1 pseudogene is annotated in these 351 nt (G+C 37.6%); it reads right to left on the bottom strand.

The features are described from left to right. Window positions 1-63: 63 nt before the first annotated feature. Window positions 64-351 (bottom strand): annotated as a pseudogene (locus tag CWC02_RS20510) (homocitrate synthase/isopropylmalate synthase family protein); the annotation flags it as partial.

Genomic DNA, 351 nt, shown 5'->3' with positions numbered 1-351 from the left:
GCTGAATATTCTATCAATATTCATCTCAGATTTTTGTTAGCGTAACTGTTCTATTCGATGCTAAATTATATGACGACGTTTGGGCGAATTCATGTTTATTTGATTCTTAGGTACTCCTTCAGTTTCTGGCGACAAAATTTCGTAAGTGTTTTGGGCTATTAATACGCCGTCTTGGTGGATCCATGAGCTGTGTGCAAAGGCATTTTCACCAACAATTTCTTTGTTTGGTTGTACTGTCATATTACAAATCTTCTCTACTTTACGCGAAGCACGGTAAATTTCTTCACTACGAATATCGGTATGCACTTTTAATTTGTCTTCACGCATCTTCACGATCATCGCCACTTCTTC

Source organism: Pseudoalteromonas sp. S2721 (assembly GCF_005887425.1).
Lineage (GTDB): Bacteria > Pseudomonadota > Gammaproteobacteria > Enterobacterales > Alteromonadaceae > Pseudoalteromonas > Pseudoalteromonas simplex.
The sequence above is the reverse complement of the archived record's forward strand: the minus strand, read 5'-3'. Positions and strand labels throughout refer to the sequence as shown.